Source organism: Sphaerimonospora mesophila (assembly GCF_001417795.1).
Taxonomy (GTDB): domain Bacteria; phylum Actinomycetota; class Actinomycetes; order Streptosporangiales; family Streptosporangiaceae; genus Sphaerimonospora; species Sphaerimonospora mesophila.
This window is the reverse complement of sequence record NZ_BCBX01000033.1, coordinates 395,310-412,993: the sequence shown is the minus strand read 5'-3', so window position 1 is coordinate 412,993 and position 17,684 is coordinate 395,310. Positions and strand designations below refer to the sequence as shown.

Genomic DNA, 17,684 nt, shown 5'->3' with positions numbered 1-17,684 from the left:
TCAGTCTTCCGAGCGGGCGCAGCGGAAACCGGCGAAGATCTGCCGGCGGATCGGGTAGTCCCAGTTCCGGAACGTCGTCCTGACCGCCGTGGAATGCGTGGCCCAGGACCCACCGCGTAGCACCCGGTAGCTCTCCCCGAAGAAGACCTCGCTGTACTCGGGGTACGGAAAGCCGCGGAAACCGGGATAGGGCAGGAACCAGGAGTCGGTCCACTCCCAGACGTCGCCGATGAGCTGCTCGACGCCGTACGGGCTGGCCCCCCGGGGGAAGGCCCCGACAGGTGCCGGGCGGGCGGCCCGATTGCCGAGATTGGCCTGCTCCGCGCTCGGCGGCAGATCGCCCCACGGGTAGGCGTGCCCGCCGCACGCCTTCTCCCACTCGGCCTCGGTCGGCAGCCGTCTGCCCGCCCAGCGCGCGTACGCGTCGGCCTCATACCAGGAGACGTGCTGCACGGGCTCGTCCTCCGGCACGGGCTCGGTCCTGCCGAAGCGCGTGCGCACCCAGGTGTCGCCGTCCCACGTCCAGAACAGCGGCGCGCGCACCCCGGAGCGGCACACCCATTTCCATCCCCTGGGGTTCCACCAGCGGGGCTCGTCGTACCCGCCGTCGGCGATGAACGCCGCGAACGCGCCGTTGCTCACCGGGTGGCGGTCGATCCAGTAGTCCGGCAGGTGCCGGCGATGGGCGGCCCGCTCGTTGTCGTACGCCCAGGGCGAGGCGTCGCTCGCGCCCATCGTGAAGACCCCCGCCGGAATGTGGATCTCCTCGGCGACGGGACCGCCCGGCCGGCCGGCGTACGGGCCGGTGGGCAACTCGCCATCGGGCACCAGTCCGGGCTGTCCGGACAGCTGCAGCGTCGCGAGCATGGTCTCGGCGTGCTGGTGCTCGTGCTGCGCCACCAGCCCGAAGACGTACCCTCCAGTGCGCAGCGGGTCGGGACCGCCGAGGCGCATGGCGTCGGGGTCCATTTCGCCGAGCACGTCGAACACCCGGCCGCGCACCCCGCAGATGTAGCGTCTGGCCTCGTCCGGCGAGAGGAGCGGCAGCGACGGCCGGTCCCTGCGCGGCTGCTTGAACGCGTCGTAGACGTCGTCGATCTCCGGCCGCAGCGGGGCCATGCCGCCCACCGTGCGCAGCACCCACAGCTCCTCGTAGTTGCCGACGTGGGCGAGGTCCCACACCAGGGGCGACATCAGCGGCGAGTGCTGCCGGACGAGCAGGTCGTCGTCCGCGTCGGTGTACGTCAGGGAGCGCGCGCGCACCGTCGCCAGCTCGGCCACGATCCGTTCCTTCAGCCGGTGCGGGTCGTTCCATGAGTACGGATCGTCCGCGCCGGTCATGCCGTGGAGATCGTTGAGCTCGGTCATACGATCAGCTCCTCCATCAGGTCGACGGCCGGGGATCGTCCCGATTCGATGTGCTTGGCGGCGAACGCCCGGACCCGGGCGACCAGCTCCGGCTCCGCCCCCGACCGGGGCAGCGCCTCGGCCGCCGCCCGGAAGCACGCGGCGGCCGCCCGGCGCAGGCCCGGGTCGGCCAGCCCCAGCCGGGCGGCGTCGGTCCACCGGCCTTCCACCGGCGCCGCCGCTTCCAGCGCGGTCTCGGCCGCCCGGTCGTCGGCGATCAGGGCGTACACGACGGCCGCGGCCACCGCCCAGTCGTCGGCCCCCTGGGCGTCGAGGTAGCGGATCTCCAGCCAGCCGCGCGGCCGCACCGGCGGGAAGAGCGTGGTGGCGTGATAGACGAGGTCTTCCTGCTCCGGCGGCCGGCCGGCCACCCTGGCGAAGTCGCGGAACGCCGAGCCGTCCAGGACCGGGCGCAGGCCGCCCCCGGCACATCTGATCATCATCAGGCGGGCGTCGAGAAGGTAGCGCGCCCAGTCGGCGGCCGGGTCCCCGCCCTGCCCCGGCGGCGCGACCGGCGCGGTCCTGCTGGGGTCGAGGGCGGCCCAGATGGCCTGGCGCGCCGACATCCACCCTCCGGCCGGCGAGTTGGCGAAGGCCGCCACCAGCACGGGGCCGAGCCGGTGCGCCCGAGTCCAGCGGGCGATGGGATCACCGCCCATGTCGACGTTGAGCTGGATGGACGCGGTCGAGCACATCATGGTGAGCCCGTACGGCACGCCGAGGAAGGCCGCCATGGCCTCATAGCGCGGCTCGCGCAGCTGCCGTACCGGCGGGCGCCGCGGGTCGAGCCCGGCCCCGCCGAGGGACAGCCCCGCCTCGCCGAGCGCGAGCCGTACGGCTCGGACGTCGGCGGCGAGGCGCGCCACCGCGACGGGCAGCAGGCCCGGCGGCCCGGAGAGTTCGAGCTGCCCGCCGGGTTCGAACGTCACGCGGCTCCCGCCGGGCAGCGGCGGGAGCGCGTCGCGGATCCGGGCGACGGGCACCTGCTCCGCGGGACGGACGGCGTCGTAGACCAGGAACTCCAGCTCGACGCCCAGCCGGTCCGCGCCGCCCCCGTGGAAACACTCACGGGCGTACGCCTGAACATCGGTCATCCGCCCTCCATCGGCGCCGGCACAGGCCCTGCCGATGTGGATTCCTGCCCGGAATCCCGACATTCAACCTACAAGGGTATTAATGGGATGATCAGCCGCTAAACAGGATGAATCATCCGGCTATGCCGCGAATGCCTCTGGCCGACCAGTCCTCATCGCCCATCCGGATGAGCGAGACGCCGACGACCCCGAAGACGACCAGCAGGATCACCGGGCCCGCCAGCCCGAGCAGGGCGTTCCCCTGGTTCGCGCCGAAGAGCCAGACGAGCAGGCCGACCAGGACGCCGGCCGGGAACCACCAGCCCGCCCGGCCGGACCGGGCGTAGGCGACCGCGACGAGCGTGAGTCCGAGGAACGAGCCGATCATTCCGGGCATCTGCCAGCCGAAGATCAGAGCGGGGTGCGCCGAATCGTCGATGAGCTTCTGCGCCTGCTCCGCCGGCAGGTTCTGGAAGAGGGTGATGTCGATGAAGTCCACGACCATCATCGAGGAGAAGTTGATGAGGCCGAGAACGGCGGCGGCGCCGGCCAGGTTGGCGAGCACCACCCCCCGTCCGCGCACCAGGTGCACCAGACCGAGGACGGCCGGCACCCAGAGCACCCAGGCGTAGTGCAGCAGCGTCGCGCTGATGCCCGCCGCGCCGGGGTTGTTCGCGTAGGCCATGACGTCGCCGGGCTCGTAGGGGTCGACGACCATGCCCAGCAGCAGGCAGAGGGGGGCGAGGACGAGGCAGGCGCCCGCCGCGAGGCGGCGGAAGGAGTTCGCGTTGGCAATCATGGACCGGACGGTAGGGAGCCGGCCCCCGTCCGGTCGTCAAAGCGCTCTTTGACGCCCCCTCCCCCCGGAGGCTGATTCCGGCAGGGCGTCGCCTCCCCCGGAGTGTCCATGACGGGCGGCCCTGGAACGGTGCGGGGACGGCGACGGCTACCCTCTGCCTCATGTTCCAGCGCCGTCCCCCGACAGCGGTCGACTGGCTCGTCGCGGTCATCGTGGGCCTGTTCGCCGTGGCGGAGGAGATCGGCGGGCGTGCCGTGCCGCCGACCCGGTCGTACCTCGCCTGGTGGATCGGGGCCGGGGTGGCCGCGGCGGCGCTGGTGCTCTTCCGCCGCCGTGCGCCGTTCGCCGTCCTGTGCGTCTACTCGGCCGTCAACATCGCGTCGTTCCTGCTGCTGCACGAGACGGCGGCCGCCTGGCAGTTCTACACCCAGCTCGTGCTGCTGTTCACCCTGCTGTCCGAGGTGCGGGCGGTCAGCGTGAAGGCCGGCGTCGGCCTGACCGCGACCGGCGCGTACCTGCTCTGCATGCTGACCGCGTCGTCACCGCCGGCCGGATGGGGCGACGTGGCCGTGGCCCTCGTCATGACCTCGATCGCGGCGGGTGCCGGAACCGCCGTGCGCCGCCACCGCGTGCTCGCCGTGCAGGCGGCCGAGCGCGGCGAGCTGCTCGCCCGCGAGGCCGTCGCCGAGGAGCGCGCCCGCATCGCCCGCGAGCTGCACGACATCGTGGCCAACAGCGTCAGCGTGATGACCATGCAGACCGGCGGCGTACGGCTCTCGCTGCGGGAGGACCAGCGGCTCGAGCGGGAGGTGCTGTCCGGCATCGAGGAGATCGGCCGGGGGGCCGTCGAGGAGCTGCAGCGCATGCTCGGTCTGCTGCGCGGCCCCGACGGCGCGGCGGCGGGCCCGCGGCCCGGCCTCGACCGGCTGGACGACCTGCTGGAGCAGATGCGGTCGGCCGGGCTCGACGTGACGCTCGACGTGCGCGGCGACCCGGTGCCGCTCGCCGCGGGCCTCGACCTGTCCGCCTACCGCATCGTGCAGGAGGCGCTGACCAACGCCCTCAGGCACGCGGGCCCGACGGAGGTCGCCGTCACCGTCGAGTTCACGCCCCGTGAGCTCCGCCTGGAGGTGGTCGACCGGGGGCCGCGCGACGGCACCGGACCACCGGAGCGGAGCAGATCGGGGCAGCGGGGCGGCCACGGGCTGATCGGCATGCGCGAGCGGGTCGCCCTGTTCCAGGGCTCGTTCTCGGCGGGGCCGACCGGCCGCGGCTTCGCCGTCCGGGCGGTGCTTCCCCTGTGAGCGACGTCCAGGAGAGCGGCCCTCCCCCGCGCATCGGCATCGTGATCGCCGATGACGAGGCGATGATCCGCGCCGGGCTGCGGCTGGTGATCGGGACCCAGCCCGACCTGTCCGTACTGGGCGAGGCGTCCGACGGGCGGGCCGCGATCGAGCTGGCCGCCGGCCTGCGGCCGGACGTCGTGCTGCTCGATGTCGCGATGCCCCGCGTGGACGGACTGGAGGCGGCCGGACGCATCCTCGCCCTGCCGGGGGCGCCGCGGGTGATCATGCTCACCACCTACGACACCGACGACAACCTGGACCGCGCCCTGCGCGCCGGGGTGAGCGGTTTCCTGCTCAAGGTCTCACCACCCGAGCAACTGTTCGCCGCCATCCGCAGCGCGGCCAGGGGCGAGGCCCTGCTCGACCCCGCCGTGACCCGGCGGGTGATCGAGACGTACGTCCGGACGCCCACGGCCGACGCCGCCCCGAGCGACCTGACGCCGCGGGAGCGGCAGGTGCTCCGCCTGATCGCCCAGGGGCTGTCCAACGCCGAGATCGCCGCGACGCTGTCCATCGCCGAGGCGACGGTCAGCACGCACATCAACCGGCTGCTGGCCAAGCTCCACCTGCGTGATCGTGCTCAGGCCGTACGGTACGCGTACGAGGCCGGGCTCGTACGCCCCGGCGTCCCGCCCCGCCGCTGCCGGTAGCGTTGGACGACATGACAGCTATCGATCCCACGGGTGCGTACGGCATCGGCTTGGCGACCGTCGCCTCGGACGGCACCGTTCTGGACACCTGGTATCCCTCTCCCGCGCTCGGCGAGCCTCCCGCCAAGGGCACCGAGCGGCTGACGGCCGAGGACGTCGACGCGGACATGGCGGCGCTGCTCGGGCCCGACCCGGCACGCGGGGTGGAGGTCGTTGCGGTGCGTACGGGCATCGCCCGGCTGTCCGAGCCGCCGGTGGACACCCACGACGCCTATCTCAGGCTGCACCTGCTGTCGCACCGCCTGGTCCGGCCGCACGGGGTGAACCTCGACGGGATCTTCGGACTGCTTGCCAACGTCGTGTGGACCAACCACGGGCCGTGCCCGGTCGAGGGCTTCGAGAAGGTGCGGCTGCGCCTGCGTGCCCGGGGCCCGGTGACCGTACACGGCGTGGACAAGTTCCCGCGGATGGTCGACTACGTGCTTCCCGCGGGCGTCCGGATCGCCGACGCCGACCGGGTTCGGCTGGGCGCCCATCTGGCGAGCGGGACGACCGTCATGCACGAGGGCTTCGTGAACTTCAACGCCGGCACCTTGGGCTCGTCGATGGTGGAGGGGCGGATCTCCGCCGGAGTGGTCGTCGGCGACGGCTCCGACGTCGGCGGCGGCGCCTCGATCATGGGGACCCTCTCGGGCGGCGGCAAGCAGGTCATCTCCGTTGGAGAGCGGTGCCTGCTCGGGGCCAACTCCGGCATCGGCATCTCACTGGGTGACGACTGCGTCGTCGAGGCCGGGCTGTACGTGACGGCCGGAACCAAGGTCACCTTCGCCGACGGCGGCGTGGTGAAGGCCAAGGAGCTGTCCGGCAGGTCGGGCCTGCTGCTGCGCCGCAACTCGACCACCGGCGCGGTCGAGGCCGTGTCCAGGGGTGGTGCCGGGATCGAGCTCAACGCCGAACTGCACGCCAACGACTGACCGCGGCACCCTGAGATGTCCCTGAGTCGGCCCTGAACTTGGCCGTCCGCCCTGGGATTCCAGGGCGGACGGCTCGTACGGTGAAGACATGGCACGCATTCTTCTGATCGCAGCGCTCGTCGTCGTCGGCTTCATCGTCCTGGGGTCGGTGATCGGTTTGATCTTCAGTGCGCTCAAGTGGCTCCTGATCATCGGAGCCATCGCACTGATCGTCTCCGTCGTCTTCAAGATCACCCGCTCGAGCGGCAGCCGCTCCGGATATTCCGGGCACTGACCGGCCGTACGTCCCGCCCGGCCGGCCGGGATCGATCTGCGCGTCGGCCGGCGCACTCCCGGCCGTCAGCGGGCCGTCGAGCCGGAAGAGCGGGAGAAGCCGGAGAAGCCGCAAAGCCGGAAAAAAAGGGGCGGGCCCCGCCGTCGGAGGACGGCAGGGCCCGCTGCTGGGAGAATCGGTCACTCGGTGACTCTGTGACGGCGACCTCGCCGGTGTGCCTCGGTCTTACGAAAGGGGCGGGTAGGCGTTCGCCATCAGCTCACGGAACTGGGCGGAGAACCAGTGGCCCGAGACCGGGGCGTCGGGCAGGGCACCGCTCGCGTTGTTGCCGTTGCGGTCGTTGCCACCGTAGGTCGGGTCGCACATCCGGTCGAAGCCCTTGCCCTCGTTGTTCGGGATCTCGGAGCTCGAGCCGTCGGACTCACCCGGAGGCTTGACCCAGACGTAGGCGTCGATGCCCGGCTCGGGGTTCGCCTTCGGCCGCTCGCCGAGGCCGGCGCCGGCCTGGTTGCACCAGTTGCCGGCGTGGATCCGGCGGTCGATGCGCGACTCGTTGACGAAGGTGTTGACGTCGGTGGACGTGCTCGGCCCGGCCGGACGGGCCGTACCACCCCAGCCGTTGCGGGAGGTGTCGATCAGCATGCCGATCTTCGACGAGAAGCCCTTCTGGATGAGCTGGTTCCGGAAGGCCTGGGCGAAGGTCAGCTCGTCCACGTAGTAGTTCCAGTCGACCCACCGCGACTGACGGACCGTGGTGCCGTTGACCGTGGTGTTGATGTTGAAGTACGGCTCCTTCAGCGCCGAGTAGTTGGCGGTGTTGGTGATGAAGCCGTCGACGCTGTTGAAGCCGGCGGTGGTGCCGCGGACGGTCTCGGCGAACAGGTCGGCGGTCGGACCGAAGTTGGTGTCCCAGCCGATCCAGCCGTGGTGCGCCGCGTCAACGTAGTTGTACACGTTGGGGATGGCGTGCAGCTTGTTCAGCGCGTACCGCACACCGTCGACGTAGGCGCCGCTCGACTTGGCCTCGGCGCACTTCGCCAGGTTGGTGTTGGTGATGAGGTTCGGCAGCGAGTCGATCTCGACGATCGCGACGATGCGCAGGTTGCTGTACTTCGGGTCCGCCATGATGTCGGCGATCACGTCGATGTACTCGGTCTTGTACCGCTGGAGGCCGTTCTCGGCGATCAGCAGCTCACCGTTGGAGGCGAGGGCCGAGCAGTCGCGGTTCGGCAGGTTGTAGATCACGACCTGGATCGTGAGCGGCTTGCTGCCGTTGGCCGCGTCCTGCCTGACCGCCTCGTCCAGGTGGTCGCGCAGGCCCTTGCTGTTGTTGCCGGCGGAGCCGGAGGTGATCGCGGCGATGCGGTCCAGCCAGACCGCCGTGGACTCGTTGGCCACCCGCGAGCCACCGGGCTCAGAGGCGGCGCTGGCCGACCAGTCCGGGTTCACATAACCGTCGGCCCCGGCGTACGGGTTGTCCACGTGCTCGCCGGGCTGCGGCGTCGGCGTGGGAGTCGGCGTCGGCGTCGGGGTCGGGGTGGGCGTAGGAGTGGGCGTCGGCGTCGGCGTCGGTGTGGGAGTCGGCGTCGGCGTCGGGGTGGGGGTCGGCGTGGGAGTCGGCGTCGGCGTCGTGCCGTTGCAGGAGACCCCGTTGATCTTGAAGTCGGTCGGCTTCGGGTTGCTGCCGCTCCAGGTGCCGTTGAAGCCGATGCTCGTCGAGGTGCCGCTGCCGAGCGACTTGTTCCAGTCCATGGCCGTCGCGGTCACGTTGCTGCCGGACTGGCTCCAGTTGGCCGACCAGCCCTGCGCGACCCGCTGACCGCTGTTGGGGAAGGTGAACGTGAGCGTCCACCCGTTGACCGGGTCGCCCAGGTTCTGGATCGAGAGGTTGACGGACATGCCGCCCTGCCACTCGCTCTGGTCGTAGGTGACTTTGCACGAGACCGCGGCGCTCGCCGATGTGGCGGCGGCCACGGCCATCGTGGAGCCCATCGCGGCCACGGTCGCCGCGATCGCTCCGCGGCGCACCATGGAGCGCATGGCTCCGAGTCGGGGGGTGGATCTCATTGCGTAGGTCCTCCTGGCGATCATCAATGCGCTTGGGAGCGCTCCCACAGACCATAGGCACGCCACTGACGCCCGTACAGCACCCAGATACGCGGACCCCGGGCCCGGCCGTCGTTCCAATGACGACGAGCGGGCTCCCTAGCTGGTCATCCGCCCTCTCACCACGGTGGAGAAGACCCCGGCGACCCCTGAAAGTTTCACCGAATCCCCTTCGGAAAGCCCCGGAATCACGCCCTCGCCAGTCCATCGGCGGCGACACACCCCCTCCCGCCACCCCCCGCGCGTGATCTTGCGAATTCTCGCAGGCACCCCCTCCCACCTGCGCGATCACCAACCCTGATCTTGCAGAAACTCGCACACGGCGCCGCCGACCAGGAAGAACACCAACGCCGATCTTGCACTGCAAGATCGCGGATGGCGAAGCCGCGGGTCGGCCGCCTACCGTGCGAGCTTCCGCAAGATCACGAATCACATCTTCGCAGGTCACCGGGCACGGCTGCGAGAATTCGCAAGATCACCGCCATTGAGGGGGGATCGCCGCCGCCAAGCGAGATCCGTCAGGCGAGATCCGTAAGGCGAGATCGTCAAGCGAGATCGTCAAGCGAGATCGTCGCCTTTAAGGGAGGGGTGATGGAGATCGTGATCGGCTATCTGATAAGTGCTGGATGTTGGATTTTGTGACGTTTTGCCAGAGCCATCTCGATCTGATGCTCCACGATCAGGGCACGTTCATGATCCCCTCGCGCGAAGCTCGCCGACGCCATGTCGCGGACCACCCGGAGTACGGCCTCGGCGACGTCCTGGAGATGCGTTTCCCATGACCAGATCTCACTGAGCGGATCGAGGCCGAGGACATTCAGCATGGCCCGTACGGAACGACATTTCCTGACCGCTCTCATATGGTCGCCGGCCCCCAGCGCGGCGTTCCCCTCGCCGACGGCCGCGTGCACGGCCGACAGCGCGGCCGGCACGTTGAGATCGTTGTCCATCGCCGCGGTGAACTGGGACGGAAGCTCGCGATCGGCGTCGGCGCCCACCCGCAGCACGAACCGCTCGACCCTCCGATAGGCCGCGGCGGCCTCCTCCAGGGCGGCGAGGGAGAATTCCACCGGCGATCGGTAATGGGCGGCACCGAGGTAATAGCGGAGTTCCACGGGCCGGATCCGGTCGAGCAGCGGCGGCACGGCCAGCGGATTGCGCACGTGCTTGCGTATCTTCTCGCCCCGATGGGTGACCGGTCCGTTGTGCAGCCAGAAACGCGCGAAAGAGTCGCCCGCGGCCCGCGACTGGGCCATCTCATTCTCATGGTGTGGAAAAATCAGATTCGCTCCGCCGCCGTGGATGTCGAACTCCTCACCCAGATACCTACGGGCCATGGCGGAACACTCCAGATGCCATCCCGGCCGTCCTTCGCCCCACGGCGAGTGCCAGAACGGCTCCCCCGGCCTGACCCGCTTCCACAGCGCGAAATCACGCGGATCGATTTTCCCCCGCTCGTTTTCCTCGGTTATTCTCATGTGCTGCGCCCGCTGCCGGGAAAGCGATCCGTAGTCCGGATAGGAGCCGACCGAGAAATACACGTCGCCGTCGTGCTCGTAGGCGTGCCCGGCGTCGGCCAGCTGCTCGATCATCTCGATCATCTCGGGGATGTGGCCGGTCGCACGGGGCTCCACCGTGGGTGGAAGACAGCCGAGCGCCGCGTAGACCTGCGCGAACGTCCGATGCACCGGGTCGGTGACCCGCCACCACGGGATGCCCTCGGAAAGGGACCTTCCGATGATCTTGTCTTCGATGTCGGTGACGTTCCGGCAGAGCACGACGTCATATCCGCGGTGTTTCAGCCACCGGTGCAGGATGTCGAAGCTCACCTGCGACCTGATCTGCCCCACATGCGGCGGAACGACGACGGTGGGGCCGCAGAGATAAATCGAAACCGTTCCGGGAATTCGAGGGGCGAAATCACGGACGGCGCGACGGTGCGTATCGTAAAGGCGAAGACCCACCCATCCGAGGGTAGGCCCAAAATCCGCCGGCTGTCGACACCGCGCGCGCCAGGCGTGTCCAGTCCCGGGTAAATGCCGTTTGCCCGGGCGTGGAATATCGCGAACCCTCGGCTACCGCCGTATGACGTGCAGGACGCTGGCGATCCGCTCGGCCGCCGTGACGACGTCCGAGGCGTGCCCGATCCGTCCGGCCCACGACAGCCAGTACCACCACTCGCCGTCGGTCTCGTCGGACGCCAGCACGTCCTCGGCCATCGAGGGTTCCATCGGGTTGATCACACGCAGGCTCGGGTGGCGTCCGTTGGGGGCCGTCAGGCGCACCTGGAACGAGTGGGCCTCGAGCTGGGCCGCGAGCCGTTGCAGGTGATCGAGCGCCTCAGCGGGATCCGTGTGCACGGCCTCGTCCAACACGGCGTCTTCCAACACGCTGTCCTCCAGAGGAGATGTCGGGACCCGTCATCGGTCAGGGTGGACCCATGCCGTCCGGCGGGGCAATCGCGGCCGCCCCGCGAAACCGTGTGACAACCAGGGAATTCGTCGGCATTCCGTGGAACATCCACGGATCGGCGGCCACGAAGCCGTAACAGTCGATGGGGATCCGGTGCATGCCGGTTTACCTTGGGGGAACAACCGTAAAGGTGAGCCCGCGCAGCGGGGAGACCACTTCGAGGGCCTGCTAGGGGGGCGCTGTATGGCCCGTGGAGAGCACTCACCGGCGTGCGCCCGCCGCTGGCGTGAGCAGGCCGGGGCACGGCAGTGGACGCTCTGGCAGACCGCCCAGGCGATCCACGGATGCTGTGGAGCGAGCCTGCTCAAGGCCCACCGGCTGGCCCGGGGCTGGTCGGCCAGGCAGGCGATCGAGGAGCTGGAGTCGCTCTGCGAGCAGGAGTCGCTGGGCCTGCCCCGCGCCAGCATCGACCTCCTGAACGCCTGGGAGAACAACCGGGCCCGTCCCCGCCCGCAGACCATCGAACTGCTCGCCCGCCTCTACCGGGCCAACGCCGTACGGCTCGGCCTGGCCGGCGACTACTGCGAGGACCCCGGCGGGCCGCGCGTCATCGTCGTGAGTCACGCCAGGGCCGACGACCCGACGCGTCTGGACGAGCTCATGTCCGACGACGTCGAGCGCCGGGCGCTGTTCCACCAGGCCATGTTGCTCGGCACGCCGGACGGCCGCTTCTTCGCCGAGGTCGAGGGCACCCGGCACGATCTCGACCGTACGCTCGCCGCCGGCTCGGTGACCGAGGACCAGCTCGACCGGCTGGACGAGCAGGTGCTGCGCTACCGCAGGGAATACATGATCACCCCGCCGCTGCCGATGCTCTGCCGGGTCATGCTCGAGCTCTCCGACGTACGCAGGCTGAGCGCGGCGCGGCAGCCGTTCTCCGTGCAGCGCCGTCTGCTGACCGCCACCACGATGCTGTCGCTGCTGACCGCCGACGCGCTGATGAAGCTCGGCGACACCCGTCAGGCACACGCCTGGTACGGCACCGCCCGCGCGGCCTCGGACGACATGGGAGACCTGCGGCTGCGTGCGCTGGTGCGGGCGCAGCAGACCATGCTGCTCTACTACTACGGGGATCTCGGCGAGACGGTGCGCCTGGCCCGCGAGGCGCGCATGCTGGCGGGTTCCGCACCCAGCTCGCCCGCGGCGCTCGCCGCGGCGGCCGAGGCACGCGCGCTGGCGCGCATGGGCGACGGCAAGGCGGCCAGGACCGCGCTCGCGGAGGCCGAACAGATCTTCGCCCGCATGCGCGGCCTCAGCCAGGACGATCTGGCCTTCGTCTTCACGGAGAAGCGGATGACGTTCTACCGGACCGGAACGCTCATCGAGCTGGGCGACGCCCAGCAGATCCAGGGCATCGACGCCTATCCGCCCGGCTTCCACACGATCGATCCCGCCCTGATCCTGCTCGATCAGGCGTCCCACCTGGCCCGGCAGGGCGACCAGGAGGAGGCGTGCCGGATCGCGGCGCAGGCTCTCGGGCAGGTGCCGGCCGAGCACCGCACCTCGATCGTGGTCAGCCGGGCCACGGCCCTGCTGTCCGAGGTCGACCCCGATCTGCCCGCCGTACGGCACCTGCGCACGGTGCTGGCGGAGTCGTCTCTCAAACCGCCCCTGGACGCCCGACTGTGAGCCGGGGCGTGGTGCGGGCGAGGAGGCCGGCGGCGGATGACTGTCCGCTCGCCGACGAGGCGTCCGAGGTGCTCCGGGACGTGTGCGAACGGCTCGGCCTCGACGCGACGGGGGCCCGGCTGCTGCGGCTGCGCAGCAACGCGGTGTTCAAACTGCGCGCCGACATGGTCGTACGGATCACGACCGACCCCGACGCGGTGACCCGGCTGCCCGTGGTGCTGGCCGTCGCGCGCTGGCTCGCCGACCGGGGGTTTCCCGCGGTACGACCCGTCGACGAGATCCCCGGCCAGCCGATCGTGCACGACGGGCGGACCGTCACCTTCTGGCGGTACGTCCGGTCCACCGGACGGCCGACCACCAGGCAGCTCGGCCGGGTGCTGCGCAGCCTGCACGGCGAGCCGGTGCCGCCGATGGCGCTGCGGCGGCTCACCGATCCGCTCGCCGAGGTGCGGCACGCGGTGGAGCATGCGGTCGAGCCCGGCGCCGGGGTGCTCACCAGTGACCAGCGGGCCTGGCTGCGCGATCGCATCGAGGAGCTCACCGGCCGGTGGCTGGATCTGGACACCGGCTCGCCGGTCCTCCTGCACGGCGACGCCTGGATCGACAACCTGCTGCGTCTTCACGACGGGGACGTCATGCTGTGCGACTGGGACGGCGTGGCCGTCGGGCCGCGCGAGTGGGACCTCGTGCACACCTACCACGGTCAGCGCCGGTTCGGGCTGTCCGCCTCCGACGTGGACGACTTCGCCCGCGCGTACGGCTCCGACCTGAGGCTGTGGCCCGGCTACAGCACGCTGATGGAGGTCAGGGACATGTACGCGGTGGGCATCCACATCCGCAACGCGGTCGGCGACCCGTTCTCACGGCAGGAGCTGCCCCGCCGCCTCGACTCGCTGACCCGCGGCGACGGGCACGCGAGGTGGTACATGGCGGCGCCCGCATAGTGCCCGATGTTCGGGGGTACGTTTCGGGACGGCTGCGCGGAAGTGTCGCAGTTGTCATTACAAGAACAGGTATTTCTCGCGATTAAGCGCACTCGGGAGGGTTTGCCGGCAGCGGGCATGCATGCTTCCTGGTGACGTGGTGAGGCTCCCGAAAAGGAGAAGCAGTTGTCTGAAGGCACCGTCAAGTGGTTCAACGCCGAAAAGGGCTTCGGATTCATCGCTCCGGACGACGGTACCGCTGACGTGTTCGTCCACTACTCGGCGATCAACGCGAACGGTTACCGCAGCCTGGACCAGAACCAGCGGGTCAGCTACGTGACCGTGCAGGGCGCCAAGGGGCCGCAGGCCGAGCAGGTCACGCCGCTCTAACGATCGCCTCAGCGTCTCGGAGATCACGGGCCCCGCGCCGTATCCGTCAGGACGGCGCGGGCCCGGCACCACTCGGGACGTTCCCCACCGAAACCTTTCCCGCCGGGAGATTTCCCGTCGGGACCTTCATTTCACCGCACGTCCGGCCCGGTAGGTTTTACGCGGCCTTTACCGGGCAGCCGGAAGGCTCATGAGGCTGAGTCTGACTTCGGATGTGTGGTGGAAGAACGCGGTCATCTACTGCCTCGACATCGAGACGTACGCGGACGGCGACGGCGACGGAATCGGCGACTTCCGCGGCGCCATGCAGCGCATCGACCATCTCGACCGAATGGGCGTCACGTGCATATGGCTGATGCCGTTCTTCCCCACCCCCGACCGCGACGACGGCTATGACATCACCGACTTCTACAGCGTGGATCCGCGGCTCGGCACGCTGGGCGATTTCGCCGAGTTCATGCGCGTCGCCAGAGACCGCGGCATCCGCGTGATCGCCGATCTCGTCGTCAACCACACCTCCGACGAACATCCCTGGTTCAGGGAGGCCCGCTCCAGCAGGGAGTCCCGCTATCGCGACTGGTACATCTGGTCGGACCGGCCGGAACCGGACGATCCCGGCGGCATCGTGTTCCCGGACCAGGAGACCAGCCTGTGGGAGTACGACGAGACGACCGATCAGTACTACTTCCACCGCTTCTACCGTTTTCAGCCCGATCTCAACACCGCCAATCCCGAGGTGCAGGACGAGATCGCCAGGATTCTCGGGTTCTGGATGGAGCTCGGCCTGTCGGGGTTCCGCGTCGACGCCGTGCCGTACCTGCTGGAGCAGGTCGTCGAGCACGACGAGGACAAACTGCCCGACCCGCACGAGTTCTTCAACTGCCTGCGCGCGTTCCTGAACCGCAGGGACGGCAGCGCCGCGTTGCTGGGCGAGGTCAACCTGCCCTACGACGACCTGGTCAAGTATTTCGGGAACGATCTCGGCAACGAGATCACCATGTGCTTCGACTTCATCGGGATGCAGCGGATGTACCTGTCGCTCGCGCGCAAGGACGCCCGCCCGCTCATCGACGCCCTGCGGGAGCGCCCCCGGCCGCCGAAGGACTGCCAGTGGGCCACGTTCGTACGCAACCACGACGAGCTCACGCTGGACAAGCTCAGCTCTTCCGAACGCGAGGAGGTCTTCGCCGCTTTCGGCCCGGAGGAGCACATGCGGTTGTTCGGCCGGGGCCTGCGCCGTCGCCTGCCCACGATGCTCGGCGGCGACATGGACCGGATCAAGATGGTGTACAGCCTGCTGTTCTCACTGCCCGGCACACCGGTCCTCTTCTACGGTGAGGAGATCGGCATGGGAGAGAACCTGGAGCTGGACGGACGCCAGGCCGTGCGCACGCCCATGCAGTGGACCCCGGGCCGCAACGGCGGCTTCAGCGAGGCCGATCCGGCGAAGATCAGCGGTGTCGTGCGCGGGGAGTACGGCCCGGAGCGGGTCAACGTGAGCGCCCAGCACCGCGACCCCGACTCGCTGCTGGCGTGGATCACCCGGCTCGTCCACACCTACCGCGACACCCCCGAGCTCGCCTGGGGCGACTGCACCGTGCTGCGACCGACCGGGCCGGAACCGGGGGCCGAGTCGGTGCTCGCGCACCGAGTCGACTGCGGCGGCGACACCATCGTCGCCGTGCACAACTTCAGCGACGTACCGACCGAGGTCGAGCTCACCCTCGACGGGCTCGACTCGTCGAAGGTGCTGACCGACCTGCTGGTGGACGGGACGATCGAGATCTCCGACGAGGGCCGGGTCAGGTTCAAGCTCGGCAGGTACGGCTGCCGCTGGTTCCGGGCCTCCACCCCCGAGACGGCCCCGGCCGATTCCGGAGACGAACCCCGGGCGAGGTGACCCGTCTCCCTAAGGGACGGGTCAGGGAGGAGTCCGGTCGATCTCCGATGGGCCGGCCGCATCCGCACGGCCACAGTGATGAGGCATGAGGATGCTGCTGGGGAATGCCGCGATCGGAGGCGGCCTGGCCGGAATGGCGGTGCTGCACCTGATGTCGGGGCTGGACCCGCTCCAGGGCATGATCAGCGCGTACGTCTTCGCGCCGTACGGCTGGTTGCTGCCGGTCTCACTCACGCTGATCGCGGTCGGCTCGGCGGTGCTCGCCGTACGGCTGGCCGGCCTGCACCCCACCCCGCTGGGCCGGGGGGCCGCGCTCCTGATCGGGTTGTGGAGCTGCTGCCTGCTGCTGGTCGCCGGGTTTCCCACGGATCGCCCCGGAGTGTCGTTGTCGCTCTCCGGGGGGATCCACAGATATGCGGCGTTCGTGGCCTTCCTCAGCGTCCCGATCGCCGGGCTGATCGTCGCCGGGATGACCGGCTCGCGGCTCCACGCGTCCGTCCTGCGATGGCTGAGCATGGCCGCGCTCGGCTCGCTCGTGCTCGTGGCCGTGCCGTACGTCATCAGGGCGCTGGGCATCGACCCGGGGGCCGTGCCCGCCGGGCTCACCCAGCGGCTGACCGTCGTCACCGAGGTGGCCGCCCTGATCGTGATGCCGCTGCGCCGGCCCGCGCCACGCCCCTCCCCCGGCCGTGATCTCGTCACGGCCCGGGAGAGGCGATCCGGAGGGTCAGATCAGGCCGAGCGCACTGACCGCGTCGCGCTCCTCCACCAGCTCGTTCACCGAGGCGTCGATCCGCTGCCGGGAGAACGCGTCGATCTCCAGCCCCTGGACGATCTCCCAGCGGCCGTTCACGGAGACCACCGGGAACGAGGAGATGAGACCCTCGGGAACGCCGTACGAGCCGTCCGAAGGAACGGCGGCGGAGGTCCAGTCGCCCTCGGGCGTGCCGGTGACCCAGTCGTGGACGTGGTCGATGGCCGCGTTCGCCGCTGACGCGGCCGAGGAGGCGCCCCGGGCCTCGATGATCGCCGCGCCGCGCTTGGCCACGGTCGGGATGAAGGTGTCGCGCAGCCACTCCTCCTCGACCTGCTCGGCCGCGATCTTTCCGCCGACCTCGGCGTGGAAGAGGTCCGGGTACTGCGTGGCCGAGTGGTTGCCCCAGATCGTCATCTTCTTGATCTCGGTCACCGGAACGCGCAGCTTGGCGGCGAGCTGAGAGAGGGCGCGGTTGTGGTCGAGACGGGTCATCGCGGTGAAACGCTCGGCCGGGACGTCCGGCGCCGCCGACCGGGCGATGAGCGCGTTGGTGTTGGCGGGATTGCCCACCACGAGCACGCGGATGTCGTCGGCGGCGTGGTCGTTGATCGCCTTGCCCTGCGGGCCGAAGATGCCGCCGTTGGCCTCGAGGAGGTCGCCGCGCTCCATGCCCTTGGTCCGGGGGCGCGCGCCGACGAGCAGCGCCACGTTGGCGCCGTCGAAGGCCTTCGCCGGGTCATCTGAGATCTCGATGCCCTGTAGCAGCGGGAATGCGCAGTCGTCGAGCTCCATCGCGGTGCCCTCCGCCGCCTTGACGGCCTGCGGGATCTCCAGGAGGCTCAGCTTCACGGGGGTGTCCGCCCCCAGGAGCTGACCCGAGGCGATGCGGAAGAGCAGCGCGTAACCGATCTGGCCGGCCGCGCCGGTGACGGTCACTTTGACGGTCATGACGATTCCCCATTCGCGATTTGTGTGTCTCACGGA

15 protein-coding genes and 1 pseudogene are annotated in these 17,684 nt (G+C 69.9%); 9 read left to right on the top strand and 7 right to left on the bottom strand.

The features are described from left to right. From egtB to AP234_RS11850, 3 genes are all read right to left on the bottom strand, one after another. A complete protein-coding gene (gene egtB, locus AP234_RS11860) occupies positions 1-1,368 on the bottom strand; it encodes an ergothioneine biosynthesis protein EgtB (RefSeq protein ID WP_083502009.1) in 1,368 nt (455 codons plus the stop codon). Next, complete coding sequence (gene egtA / locus AP234_RS11855) at positions 1,365-2,501, bottom strand: ergothioneine biosynthesis glutamate--cysteine ligase EgtA (protein WP_055479623.1); 1,137 nt, start codon at positions 2,499-2,501, stop codon at positions 1,365-1,367. Before egtA ends, egtB begins: the two co-directional genes overlap by 4 nt. A gap of 112 nt (positions 2,502-2,613) precedes the next feature. After that, positions 2,614-3,279, bottom strand: a complete 666-nt coding sequence (locus AP234_RS11850) for a hypothetical protein (RefSeq protein ID WP_055479622.1) — start codon at positions 3,277-3,279, stop codon at positions 2,614-2,616. Positions 3,280-3,440: 161 nt separating this feature from the next. Here AP234_RS11850 and AP234_RS11845 point away from each other — a divergent pair, with 161 nt between their 5' ends. The 4 genes from AP234_RS11845 to AP234_RS11830 all read left to right on the top strand — a co-directional run bounded on the left by AP234_RS11845 (position 3,441) and on the right by AP234_RS11830 (position 6,523). Beyond that, positions 3,441-4,583, top strand: a complete 1,143-nt coding sequence (locus AP234_RS11845; RefSeq protein ID WP_055479621.1) for a sensor histidine kinase — start codon at positions 3,441-3,443, stop codon at positions 4,581-4,583. Beyond that, positions 4,580-5,275 carry a response regulator gene (locus AP234_RS11840; protein WP_268778047.1) on the top strand — a complete coding sequence of 232 codons (696 nt, stop codon included), beginning with the start codon at positions 4,580-4,582 and terminating at the stop codon, positions 5,273-5,275. The genes AP234_RS11845 and AP234_RS11840 overlap by 4 nt, the downstream gene beginning before the upstream one ends. A gap of 11 nt (positions 5,276-5,286) precedes the next feature. After that, positions 5,287-6,249 carry a 2,3,4,5-tetrahydropyridine-2,6-dicarboxylate N-succinyltransferase gene (gene dapD, locus AP234_RS11835; protein ID WP_055479733.1) on the top strand — a complete coding sequence of 321 codons (963 nt, stop codon included), beginning with the start codon at positions 5,287-5,289 and terminating at the stop codon, positions 6,247-6,249. Between the two features lie 88 nt (positions 6,250-6,337). Then, positions 6,338-6,523 carry a hypothetical protein gene (locus tag AP234_RS11830; protein ID WP_055479620.1) on the top strand — a complete coding sequence of 62 codons (186 nt, stop codon included), beginning with the start codon at positions 6,338-6,340 and terminating at the stop codon, positions 6,521-6,523. Between the two features lie 225 nt (positions 6,524-6,748). On the opposite strand, the gene AP234_RS11825 is transcribed toward AP234_RS11830, so the two are convergent. The 3 genes from AP234_RS11825 to AP234_RS11815 form a co-directional block, all read right to left on the bottom strand. Further along, positions 6,749-8,590: a glycoside hydrolase family 6 protein gene (locus tag AP234_RS11825; protein ID WP_152990365.1), complete on the bottom strand. Its 1,842-nt coding sequence runs from the start codon at positions 8,588-8,590 to the stop codon at positions 6,749-6,751. A gap of 647 nt (positions 8,591-9,237) precedes the next feature. Continuing rightward, positions 9,238-10,593, bottom strand: a complete 1,356-nt coding sequence (gene cysS / locus AP234_RS11820) for a cysteine--tRNA ligase (protein ID WP_055479618.1) — start codon at positions 10,591-10,593, stop codon at positions 9,238-9,240. A 111-nt stretch (positions 10,594-10,704) separates the two neighbouring features. Beyond that, complete coding sequence (locus tag AP234_RS11815; RefSeq protein WP_235558119.1) at positions 10,705-11,019, bottom strand: hypothetical protein; 315 nt, start codon at positions 11,017-11,019, stop codon at positions 10,705-10,707. 265 nt (positions 11,020-11,284) lie between these two features. Between AP234_RS11815 and AP234_RS11810 the strand changes: the two genes are divergently transcribed. The 5 genes and pseudogenes from AP234_RS11810 to AP234_RS39495 form a co-directional block, all read left to right on the top strand. Continuing rightward, the gene (locus AP234_RS11810; protein WP_055479617.1) at positions 11,285-12,730 is read left to right on the top strand and encodes a helix-turn-helix domain-containing protein; all 1,446 of its coding nucleotides are present in this window, start codon (positions 11,285-11,287) and stop codon (positions 12,728-12,730) included. Beyond that, the gene (locus tag AP234_RS11805; RefSeq protein WP_235558118.1) at positions 12,727-13,674 is read left to right on the top strand and encodes a phosphotransferase enzyme family protein; all 948 of its coding nucleotides are present in this window, start codon (positions 12,727-12,729) and stop codon (positions 13,672-13,674) included. Before AP234_RS11810 ends, AP234_RS11805 begins: the two co-directional genes overlap by 4 nt. A gap of 165 nt (positions 13,675-13,839) precedes the next feature. Further along, positions 13,840-14,043: a cold-shock protein gene (locus tag AP234_RS11800; protein ID WP_055479616.1), complete on the top strand. Its 204-nt coding sequence runs from the start codon at positions 13,840-13,842 to the stop codon at positions 14,041-14,043. A gap of 190 nt (positions 14,044-14,233) precedes the next feature. Next, positions 14,234-15,943 (top strand): alpha-amylase family protein, encoded by a 1,710-nt coding sequence (locus AP234_RS11795; protein ID WP_055479615.1) that lies wholly within the window; start codon positions 14,234-14,236, stop codon positions 15,941-15,943. An 85-nt stretch (positions 15,944-16,028) separates the two neighbouring features. Further along, positions 16,029-16,535 (top strand): annotated as a pseudogene (locus AP234_RS39495) (DUF998 domain-containing protein); the annotation flags it as partial. A 135-nt stretch (positions 16,536-16,670) separates the two neighbouring features. Here AP234_RS39495 and AP234_RS11785 read toward each other — a convergent pair. After that, on the bottom strand, positions 16,671-17,648 hold the full coding sequence (locus tag AP234_RS11785) for a malate dehydrogenase (protein ID WP_055479613.1): 978 nt from the start codon (positions 17,646-17,648) through the stop codon (positions 16,671-16,673). Positions 17,649-17,684: the final 36 nt, after the last annotated feature.

What these genes read in the sequence shown, in the direction of transcription:
- dapD (WP_055479733.1), top strand. Translation starts at nt 5,287, where the DNA reads ATGACAGCTATCGATCCCACGGGTGCGTACGGCATCGGCTTGGCGACC.
- AP234_RS11785 (WP_055479613.1), bottom strand. Translation starts at nt 17,648, where the DNA reads ATGACCGTCAAAGTGACCGTCACCGGCGCGGCCGGCCAGATCGGTTAC.
- egtB (WP_083502009.1), bottom strand. Translation starts at nt 1,368, where the DNA reads ATGACCGAGCTCAACGATCTCCACGGCATGACCGGCGCGGACGATCCG.
- AP234_RS11850 (WP_055479622.1), bottom strand. Translation starts at nt 3,279, where the DNA reads ATGATTGCCAACGCGAACTCCTTCCGCCGCCTCGCGGCGGGCGCCTGC.
- AP234_RS11830 (WP_055479620.1), top strand. Translation starts at nt 6,338, where the DNA reads ATGGCACGCATTCTTCTGATCGCAGCGCTCGTCGTCGTCGGCTTCATC.
- egtA (WP_055479623.1), bottom strand. Translation starts at nt 2,501, where the DNA reads ATGACCGATGTTCAGGCGTACGCCCGTGAGTGTTTCCACGGGGGCGGC.
- AP234_RS11795 (WP_055479615.1), top strand. Translation starts at nt 14,234, where the DNA reads ATGAGGCTGAGTCTGACTTCGGATGTGTGGTGGAAGAACGCGGTCATC.
- AP234_RS11845 (WP_055479621.1), top strand. Translation starts at nt 3,441, where the DNA reads ATGTTCCAGCGCCGTCCCCCGACAGCGGTCGACTGGCTCGTCGCGGTC.
- AP234_RS11825 (WP_152990365.1), bottom strand. Translation starts at nt 8,590, where the DNA reads ATGAGATCCACCCCCCGACTCGGAGCCATGCGCTCCATGGTGCGCCGC.
- AP234_RS11810 (WP_055479617.1), top strand. Translation starts at nt 11,285, where the DNA reads ATGGCCCGTGGAGAGCACTCACCGGCGTGCGCCCGCCGCTGGCGTGAG.